We start from the raw sequence: 8,820 nt of genomic DNA on the forward strand, positions 1-8,820 counted from the left end.
CAAATTACCAATCGATATTCAGCAAGCTTCATTGAGAAAACTGCGAATGATAAATAACGCTAAAAGCATCAATGACTTAAGGATACCGCCGGCTAACAGGCCGGAAAAACTGAAAGGCAACAGAGAAGGGCAATATAGTATTAGGATCAATGATTAATGGCGTATCTGCTTTATATGGCAAGCAGGGGATGCATATGAAGTAGAAATAACAGATTATCATTAAGAGAGGAGAGTTATGAAAAAAAGCTAAATCCAATACATCCAGGCGAAGTTCTTTTGGAAGAATTTCTTAAACCAATGGGTATAAGCCAAAACAGACTTGCACTTAATATTGGCGTACCACCCAGGAGAATTAACGAGATTGTGCTGGGAAAGCGGGGAATCACAGCAGATACGGCATTAAGGCTTGCAAAATTTTTTGGGACGTCCGCTGAATTCTGGCTTGGGCTTCAATCTCAGTATGATCTGGACGTCACTGCCGAGGAACTCGGAAAGCGTTTGGAGCAGGAAGTAAGAGAATACGCAAATGCTGTATGAATAATAGGCATCAGCCTACCTTATGTCCCCTATCAACTCCTTCATCTCCCTGACTGCCCTCTCAATACCCACAAGGACAGAGCGAGCGATAATGCTGTGGCCGATGTAAAGGCCTCTTATTCCTTCAATGGCAGCGATGCTCTTCACATTGAAGTAATTCAGTCCATGACCTGCATTTGCAAGCAAGCCGAGTTTGTTAGCCACCTTTACCGCCTCTATAACCCTGTGCAGTTCCTTTTCCTGTTTCTTGCCTTTTGCATTTGCATAAAGTCCTGTGTGAATCTCCACCATATCAGCTCTGATTTCCTTTGATATATCCACATCCATAATATTAGGATTGATAAAAAGACTAACAGGAATGCCGCCGTCCTGAAGCTTTCTGATTGTTTCTTTTAGAATCTTTTTCTGTCCCACCATATCGAGACCGCCCTCTGTTGTAAGCTCCTGCCTTTTTTCAGGCACGAGTGTCACCATGTCAGGCTTTACATTGAGGGCAATGCGAATCATCTCTTTTGTCGCAGCCATTTCAAGATTCAATTCACAATGCACGACTTCTCTCAAGAGCCTTAAATCCCTGTCCTGAGCATGCCTCCTGTCTTCCCTGAGATGGATAGTTATTCCATCAGCACCGCCTAATATTGCAAGCGTTGCAGCCATCACAGGATCAGGCTCAAAGGTCTTTCTCGCCTCTCTCACAGTAGCAACATGGTCAACATTAACACCAAGCAACATAGAAATCCTCCTAATATGCAAATTTGTAAAATAACAGTCCTATATACTCTTTCATTGCACCCCTTGTTTTGCCGGAGCCTGGCAAACAATCTTCCCATCCATATTTTTTGTTCTTCCATGTCTTAAAATTGGCGGGGAATGGCATAATTTTCATGCCGACTTTTTCAAAGCTCATAACTGACCGTCTCATATGAGATGCGGATGTAACCAGTATTGGCTTATTATAGCCAAGCTTTCTGCAAATTGCTGCTGTATATTTCGCATTCTCAATAGTATCCCTGCTTTTATCTTCGATGATAACTTTTTTGTCAGGCACCCCGAGATCAATGAGGAATCTTCTTACAATGGGTGCTTCTGCCTTTCTGCCCTTAAAGACAGCACCTCCTGAAACAATAACCGGAACATTAAGTCTTTTCTGGAGCCTTACAGCAGTGATAATCCTTCCGAGCATATCTTCTAAAGGAGCACCTATGCCTGACAGGTCAGGTGCATTATCATATACACCGCCTCCAAGGAGTATTATCACATCACCATGGGGATTTTCAGGGATTCTAAAGTCAGATTCAAGCCCTCTGAGCATTGCATCTTCGACAGGTGATATGGAAAATGCCCACATGGAAATACCAAGAAAACAATTTATAATACCTGCCTTCCAGTTTTTTTTAAATAAAAACCATAATCCTGAAAATAATAAAAGGACAATAAATATGCCTGGAGGCAAAAGAAATGCAGTCAAAATTTTCTTTAATGCAAACATAGTACCTCAGTCTGCGTCCGCAAATTTGACAAGCGTTCCCCTTTTTGCACCGTATCTGAAAATAGTAATGCCTTTAACACCTTTGTCATAGGCCAGAATGAATGCCCTTTCCACATCTTCCTTTTTTGCCTTATTAGGCAGGTTAATAGTCTTTGAGACTGCGTTGTCCGTATATTCCTGAAATGCTGCCTGCATCTCGATATGGTCTTCCAGGGGAATCTCGAGTGCTGTTTTGAAAAGTCTCTTTACATCTAAGGGTATCTCTTTTATCCCCCTGAGATTTCCCTTTCTCAAAACCCCGGTCATCAGTTCATCAGAAAAAAATCCTCTCTTTTGGGCAACTTCTATAAAATATTTGTTTATCTCATATAACTCTGTATCGAGCACAAGCCTTTTATATGCAATGGCAAATAAAGGTTCGATGCCGCTTGAACAGTCTGCAATGGTAGAAAGTGTTCCTGTGGGCGCAATGGTGGTTGTGGTTGCATTTCTCACCTTCGGCATACCGGGTGCGTCATAAATAGACCCTTTGAAATTAGGGAAGACACCGCGTTTTTCTGCCAGCTCAATCGATGCCTCCCGTGATTTATCTCTGACGAATTTCATTACCTTTCTTGCAAGTTCAAACGCCTTTTTATGGTTATAAGGTATTTTCAGCAGAATTAGCACATCGGCCCATCCCATTACCCCAAGCCCTATCTTTCGGTTGCCTTTATGCATCCTTTCGATTTCTGGAAGGGGGTATATATTAATATCGATAGAATCATCGAGGAATCGCACGGCAGTATTAATGTCTTTTGCCAGCATATCCCAGTCTATAAGTTCTTGACCCTTGACCTTTGACCTTTGACCCTCTTTTAAAACATATTTTGATAAGTTCATGGAGCCTAAAACGCATGCCTCATAAGGCAGAAGGGGCTGTTCGCCGCACGGGTTCGTGCTCTCGATCGTACCAATGTGCGGTGTCGGATTCGCCCTGTTTATCCTGTCTATGAATATTAATCCAGGATCCCCTGTTTCCCATGCGCTTTTTACAAGCTCATCAAAAACAGTCCTTGCCCTGAGACTTCCCACTACCTCCCCTGACCGTGGATTCAAAAGATTGTACTCATTACCATTCTTAAATGCCTCCATGAATGCATCGGTGACAGCAACAGAGATGTTGAAATTAGTCAGCTCCCCTTCCCTTCTTTTTATTCTTATAAATTCCAGTATGTCCGGATGGTCTATCCTGAGAATACCCATGTTCGCCCCGCGGCGTGCACCTCCCTGCTTTATGACCTCTGTAGCAGTGTTATAAATCTTCACAAAGGATACAGGGCCGCTTGCAATACCGCCTGTCGACCTCACGATATCGGCCTTGGGCCTGAGCCTTGAAAAGGAAAAGCCTGTTCCTCCTCCGCTCTGAAGTATCAACGCGGCATTTTTCAACGTATCGAATATGCTCTTCATGGAGTCTTCAACAGGAAGGACAAAACATGCGGCAAGCTGGCCGATAGACTTTCCTGCATTCATCAATGCAGGAGAGTTGGGGAGGAACTTCAACGATGCCATCAATTCATAGAATCTATCTTCCCAGTACGATGCATCCTCATTGTAAAGCCTTTCTGCTCCGGCTATATTTCGGGCAACGCGTCTGAACATATTCTCGGGTGTTTCTATAACCTTGCCCTTTTCATCCTTAATCAGATAACGGGCATGCAGTACCTTCAATGCATTCTCTGTGAGTTCCATATTGAAATTATACTATACTATAATACAGGATGGATGTTCTCAAGATAATAGAAAAATACTATGAGCCTGACTCAAAGGCATATTACTTTCTGATCCATCACAGCAAGCTCGTGGCAAAAAAGGCGTTGCAGATTGCAGAGAGAGTAAAGGAATTGAGTCCTGACTTTAAGTTTATCGAAGAAGCTTCCATGCTCCATGACATAGGCATCTTCATGACCCATTCTCCAAAGATCGGCTGCTACGGATTCCATCCATATATCTCCCATGGCTATTTAGGAAGGGAGATACTCGAAAAGGAGGGACTTCCAGGACATGCCGTTGTATGCGAAACGCATGTAGGCGTAGGACTCACAATTGACGACATTGAAACGAATAAATTTCCTCTTCCCAAAAGGGACATGCAGCCCATCACTCTCGAAGAAAGAATAATTTGCTTTGCCGACAAGTTTTATTCAAAAAAAGAACATAGTCTCGAAAGGGAAAAGTCTGTGCCGGAAATCAGGGAGATAATTGCGAAGTTCGGAGATGACAAGTTAAAACAGTTTGATGAATGGCTTGAGTTTTTCAAAGAGCCGATATAAACCCAAATACAGCAATAAGGATGGGGCTCTGAAGTGAATAGCGATGTTTTGGCAACAGTTCTTTGCGACTGGAGCGTTAAACAGCCGCAAGTGTTTGAACCCGAAGGGTGAGTTTTGCGGCTGTAGCGAAAGGAGCATTAGAACTGTCAAAACATAGCTCCTGAACGAAAGAGACTTATCCTTATCGCTGGATCTCGGATAAACAGGAGAACGGAATGGAATATCTTATATTCAGAAATGGCTTGTATGAAACAAGCATTGATAAGGTCTCACTGCTTGCAAGAATAGCGCCTTCATTCAGTTTTTATTGCAAACTTCTACCCATCGTCTTTAAGGCGAGTTCTAATGCAAAGCGTTCCATGTATGGTAATGTTGAATGGTCTGAAAGCAGCCTTGATGTATTACATGCATTAGAGCATGTCGGGATCAAAATCAAAATAACAGGTGTTGATTATTTCAAAAACCTCGAAGGCCCTTGCGTATTTATCGGAAACCACATGAGTACGCTCGAAACATTCGTTCTTCCTGCAATAATTCAACCTTTAAAAGATGTGACATTTGTGGTAAAGAAAAGCCTTGTCGAATATCCTGTGTTTAAATACGTGATGCGTTCATGGGACCCCATAACTGTCAGCAGGACAAATCCGAGGGATGATTTAAAGGCAGTTTTGGAGGGTGGCGTTGAGAGACTAAAAGCCGGAAGGTCTATCATTATTTTCCCACAGACCACAAGGACAACTGTCTTTGACCCAAAGGCATTTAATACAATCGGAATAAAACTCGCGCATAGGGCAAATGTCCCTGTTGTGCCGATTGCACTGAAAACAGATGCATGGGGCAATGGCAAATATCTCAAGGATTTCGGCAAAATTGATCCTTCCAAAAAAGTTTATTTTGCCTTCGGAGAGCCTTTATGGATTAAAGGCAGGGGAACAGAAGATCACAATAAAGTCATAGAGTTCATCATCAGCAAGTTGGAAGAATGGGATAAATAAACTGTAAAGGGTTAGGACATATAACAGGCAGATTCATGCTTTATAATCGACAACGTCTTATTATTTATCTGTCCTGCCTTTATCTATTTAATTTAAATCTTTTACTGATAATGCCTCTTAGGTCTTCTTTATAAGGTGTCGTATAAAGTCATTCACCTGCCTGCCATATGTCCTTTTTATATCTCTCACTTATTTATTTTTTGTGCAATGCCCTCTCCACCGTCTTTATTGCGCAAAACTCTCCGCACATGCTGCATACTTCGTTCAGCGTTGGAGGAACCTGCCCCCTCCATTCCCTCACCCTATCTGGATTGAAGCTAAGTGATATCTGCCCTTCCCAGTCAAGGTTTTTCCTGTACTGCGCCATCTTTTTATCTTTCTCGATTGCGCCCGGAATTCCCTTTGCAATATCAGCAGCATGTGCTGCAATCTTTGACGCAATAACACCTTCTTTTACATCCTCGATATTCGGAAGTCTGATATGCTCTGCAGGAGTGACATAACAGAGAAAATCGGCGCCTGCAGCTCCGGCGATGGCTCCGCCTATTGCTGCTGTAATGTGATCATAGCCCATACCGCAGTCCGTAACCAACGGGCCAAGCACATAAAATGGAGCTCCTTTGCATATCTCCTTCTGAATTTTTATATTCAGCTCAACCTGATTCAACGGCACATGTCCGGGCCCTTCTATAATTGTCTGCACACCCTCAGAAAGTGCCATATCCCTTAATTCTCCGAGAGTAACCAGTTCCTCTATCTGGCTCCTGTCAGTTGCATCTGCAAGACAGCCAGGCCTAAACCCGTCTCCAAGGCTCAATGTCAGATCATACTTCTTTGCCATTTCAAGAAGCCTGTCATACTGCTCATAAAGTGGATTCTCTTTATTGTTGTATATCATCCATTCAAGGAGGAATGCACCGCCACGGCTTACAACATCGAGGATTCTCCTGTCCTGCCTTAATCTCTCTATTGCCTTTTGTGTAATGCCGCAGTGGACTGTTACAAAATCAACACCATCCTTTGCATGATCTTCAATCACACTGAAAAGATCATCTGGCGTCATCTTTGCTATATGTCCATGCTTCTCTGTTGTCCTTACCACTGTCTCATACATAGGCACTGTCCCGACAGCAACAGGTGATTTTTTTATAAGTGTATTCCTTAAGCCTTTGATGTCGCCGCCTGTCGATAAATCCATTACTGCATCTGCGCCGTATTTAACAAGGACTTCCAGCTTCTTTATCTCTTCATCGTAAGATACCCTGTCCTTTGATGTGCCTATGTTTGCATTTATCTTCGTTCTAAGCCCTCTGCCGATGCCGAGCGGAGCAATATTGTGCAGATTATTTCTTGTTATAACAGTTATGCCCTCGGCAATATCGGATGCAAGTTTCTCAGGAGATATGCCTTCTGCTGAAGCAACTGTTTTCATCTCATCAGTGATGATGCCTTTTTTTGCTAATTCTATCCTCGTCATAATCTTTCTCCTAATGTTTTTAAATACCCTTTTGCAGCTGATGTAATATCAACCTCGCCTAAAATGCCGCTTATCAATGCAACACCATAAGCACCGGCATTTACAACCTCTTTAGCATTATCAGGCTTTATTCCTCCGATTCCAAAAACAGGAATGACAACTCTTTCTGCAATCTTTTTCAATGATTCGACCCCAACAGGCTTGCCATATTTGAGTTTTGAAGGCGTCGGATAAATTGGCCCGAATGTTATAAAATCAGCACCTTCCTTTTCTGCTGTTAAAGCCTCCTCAAGCTTATGTGTCGAAACACCAATCATGAATTTGTCACCTACAACTTTTCTCACAGCATAAGCAGTCATACTCGACTGTCCGAGGTGCACACCATCAGCACCCACGCACAGGGCAATATCAGCCCTGTCATTGATAAAAAGCCTTGCATTATATCTTGCCGTAAGCTCCCTCATCCCATAAGCCATATCGAGCAACTCCCTTGTAGGCAAATCCTTTTCCCTTAGTTGAACAGCCTTCACACCAGCCTTAAGCGCTTCTTCAACAGCGGTAAACATTTCTCCACTATCGGCAAACAGTTTCCTGTCGGTAATCAAATAAAGTTTAAAGCCTATCAGCATAACTAAAAAAACAGGATGTAGTATTTGAAGCGGCTTTTTTCGCTGACAGCGAGGACATGGAAGTCCGAGCAAGCGAAAACCTCGGAGGAAGGCCGGAAGCCTTCCGAGAATGAGCGGAAAATACTATATCCTGTTTTTGCAAACATAGCCTTACAGCATCCCCTCTATTGGACTGCTTGCAGTTGCATAAAGCTTCTTCGGTATTCGCCCTGCCTTATGCGCAAGCCTCCCTGCAATAACAGCGTGCTTCATAGCCTCTGCCATAGCTATTGGGTCTTTAGCGCCTGCAACTGCAGTATTTATCAAGACAGCATCGCAGCCGAGTTCCATCGCAATAGCCGCATCCGAGGCAGTCCCAACACCTGCATCCACTATTACAGGCACCTTTGCTGCTTCAAGAATTATCTTTATGTTGTACGGATTCCTTATTCCAAGCCCTGAGCCTATAGGCGCACCGAGAGGCATAACAGCAGCAGCACCTGCATCCTCAAGCCGTCTGGCCATTATTGGATCGTCATTTGTATAAGGAAAGACTATAAAACCCTCCTTTGCCAGTATCTCTGTCGCCTTTAGAAGTCCTATTACATCAGGAAACAATGTCTTTTCATCACCTATAACCTCAAGCTTTATCATGTCAGACACGCCGGCTTCCCTTGCAAGTCGGGAATATCTCAATGCATCTTCAACCGTATAACATCCGGCAGTATTGGGAAGTATCTTGTATTTTTTCGGGTCTATATAATCCAGAAGATTTTCTGATTTCCTGTCAGTTATATTGACCCTTCTCACTGCCACGGTCACCACATCCGCACCCGATGCCTCCACTACCCTTGCGGTTTCTTCAAAATCCTTGTACTTCCCTGTCCCGATCCAGAGCCTTGATTTGAACTCAATGCCTTTAATTATTAATCTATCTTCCATCTTATCCTCCAATCTGAAATTTCAAATTTGAAATCTGAAATTCTAAGTCTCCTCCTCCAACAAAATAAACTATCTCAACAGTATCGCCGTCATACAGTTTACAATTCTCAAAATCCGCTCTTTTAATAATCCTGAGATTCACCTCAACCGCAACCCTTTCAGGAACAATGTCCAACTCCTTCAGTAATTGAAGGATAGTCTCGCTCTGCGTCTCTTTATCCTCGCCGTTTACCTTGAGCTTCATTTTATTTTTCCTGAAAAATAAAATCCCCCATCCCTGTGAGGAATAGAGGACTTGTATTTTATCTCTAAATTCCCGTTCCCTACGCCAGAATTATCTGGATCAGGTTCGTGGGGTCTTTCCATCTTCGGAAACTCTCAGGCTGCTAAGCCTCCCCCAGGGGATATTTAACTATAAATAAACAATTTTTAAATTGTCAATTAGTCCTTGCCTTAG

10 protein-coding genes, 1 pseudogene and 1 riboswitch are annotated in these 8,820 nt (G+C 43.0%); of the genes and pseudogenes, 4 read left to right on the forward strand and 7 right to left on the reverse strand.

From position 1 onward, the window contains the following. Positions 1 to 223, forward strand: a pseudogene (locus V7L97_RS12960) (type II toxin-antitoxin system RelE/ParE family toxin); the annotation flags it as partial. A gap of 32 nt (positions 224 to 255) precedes the next feature. Then, entirely contained in the window at positions 256 to 537 is a 282-nt protein-coding gene (locus tag V7L97_RS06250; RefSeq protein WP_333654294.1) for a HigA family addiction module antitoxin, read from the forward strand. 15 nt (positions 538 to 552) lie between these two features. On the opposite strand, the gene V7L97_RS06255 is transcribed toward V7L97_RS06250, so the two are convergent. Genes V7L97_RS06255 through V7L97_RS06265 form a run of 3 tightly spaced genes read right to left on the reverse strand, consistent with a single transcriptional unit; the run spans position 553 to position 3,760 of the window. Continuing rightward, positions 553 to 1,269, reverse strand: a complete 717-nt coding sequence (locus tag V7L97_RS06255; protein WP_333654285.1) for a pyridoxine 5'-phosphate synthase — start codon at positions 1,267 to 1,269, stop codon at positions 553 to 555. A 10-nt stretch (positions 1,270 to 1,279) separates the two neighbouring features. Next, positions 1,280 to 2,026, reverse strand: coding sequence for a YdcF family protein (locus tag V7L97_RS06260; protein WP_333654286.1), 747 nt, complete (start codon positions 2,024 to 2,026; stop codon positions 1,280 to 1,282). Positions 2,027 to 2,032: 6 nt separating this feature from the next. After that, complete coding sequence (locus tag V7L97_RS06265; RefSeq protein ID WP_333654287.1) at positions 2,033 to 3,760, reverse strand: adenosylcobalamin-dependent ribonucleoside-diphosphate reductase; 1,728 nt, start codon at positions 3,758 to 3,760, stop codon at positions 2,033 to 2,035. A gap of 29 nt (positions 3,761 to 3,789) precedes the next feature. On the opposite strand from V7L97_RS06265, the gene V7L97_RS06270 reads away from it, so the two are divergent. Together V7L97_RS06270 and V7L97_RS06275 are read left to right on the forward strand one after the other, a co-directional pair. Next, positions 3,790 to 4,341, forward strand: a complete 552-nt coding sequence (locus tag V7L97_RS06270) for an HD domain-containing protein (protein WP_333654288.1) — start codon at positions 3,790 to 3,792, stop codon at positions 4,339 to 4,341. A gap of 215 nt (positions 4,342 to 4,556) precedes the next feature. Beyond that, positions 4,557 to 5,336, forward strand: a complete 780-nt coding sequence (locus V7L97_RS06275) for a lysophospholipid acyltransferase family protein (RefSeq protein ID WP_333654289.1) — start codon at positions 4,557 to 4,559, stop codon at positions 5,334 to 5,336. 193 nt (positions 5,337 to 5,529) lie between these two features. On the opposite strand, the gene thiC is transcribed toward V7L97_RS06275, so the two are convergent. The 4 genes from thiC to thiS all read right to left on the reverse strand — a co-directional run bounded on the left by thiC (position 5,530) and on the right by thiS (position 8,607). Beyond that, positions 5,530 to 6,813: a phosphomethylpyrimidine synthase ThiC gene (thiC, locus tag V7L97_RS06280; protein ID WP_333654290.1), complete on the reverse strand. Its 1,284-nt coding sequence runs from the start codon at positions 6,811 to 6,813 to the stop codon at positions 5,530 to 5,532. After that, a complete protein-coding gene (gene thiE / locus V7L97_RS06285) occupies positions 6,810 to 7,442 on the reverse strand; it encodes a thiamine phosphate synthase (protein ID WP_333654291.1) in 633 nt (210 codons plus the stop codon). Before thiE ends, thiC begins: the two co-directional genes overlap by 4 nt. Before the next feature lie 150 nt (positions 7,443 to 7,592). Next, positions 7,593 to 8,363, reverse strand: coding sequence for a thiazole synthase (locus V7L97_RS06290; protein WP_333654292.1), 771 nt, complete (start codon positions 8,361 to 8,363; stop codon positions 7,593 to 7,595). A 1-nt stretch (position 8,364) separates the two neighbouring features. Then, positions 8,365 to 8,607 carry a sulfur carrier protein ThiS gene (thiS, locus tag V7L97_RS06295; protein WP_333654293.1) on the reverse strand — a complete coding sequence of 81 codons (243 nt, stop codon included), beginning with the start codon at positions 8,605 to 8,607 and terminating at the stop codon, positions 8,365 to 8,367. A gap of 59 nt (positions 8,608 to 8,666) precedes the next feature. After that, a riboswitch (TPP riboswitch) is annotated at positions 8,667 to 8,772 on the reverse strand. Positions 8,773 to 8,820: the final 48 nt, after the last annotated feature.

The organism is Dissulfurispira sp. (genome assembly GCF_036745535.1).
Classification (GTDB): domain Bacteria; phylum Nitrospirota; class Thermodesulfovibrionia; order Thermodesulfovibrionales; family Dissulfurispiraceae; genus Dissulfurispira.

Excerpts from the sequence above, each read along its gene's own strand:
- V7L97_RS06255 (WP_333654285.1), bottom strand. The coding sequence starts at position 1,269 with ATGTTGCTTGGTGTTAATGTTGACCATGTTGCTACTGTGAGAGAGGCG.
- V7L97_RS06260 (WP_333654286.1), bottom strand. The coding sequence starts at position 2,026 with ATGTTTGCATTAAAGAAAATTTTGACTGCATTTCTTTTGCCTCCAGGC.
- V7L97_RS06265 (WP_333654287.1), bottom strand. The coding sequence starts at position 3,760 with ATGGAACTCACAGAGAATGCATTGAAGGTACTGCATGCCCGTTATCTG.
- V7L97_RS06270 (WP_333654288.1), top strand. The coding sequence starts at position 3,790 with ATGGATGTTCTCAAGATAATAGAAAAATACTATGAGCCTGACTCAAAG.
- V7L97_RS06275 (WP_333654289.1), top strand. The coding sequence starts at position 4,557 with ATGGAATATCTTATATTCAGAAATGGCTTGTATGAAACAAGCATTGAT.
- thiC (WP_333654290.1), bottom strand. The coding sequence starts at position 6,813 with ATGACGAGGATAGAATTAGCAAAAAAAGGCATCATCACTGATGAGATG.
- thiE (WP_333654291.1), bottom strand. The coding sequence starts at position 7,442 with ATGCTGATAGGCTTTAAACTTTATTTGATTACCGACAGGAAACTGTTT.
- V7L97_RS06290 (WP_333654292.1), bottom strand. The coding sequence starts at position 8,363 with ATGGAAGATAGATTAATAATTAAAGGCATTGAGTTCAAATCAAGGCTC.
- thiS (WP_333654293.1), bottom strand. The coding sequence starts at position 8,607 with ATGAAGCTCAAGGTAAACGGCGAGGATAAAGAGACGCAGAGCGAGACT.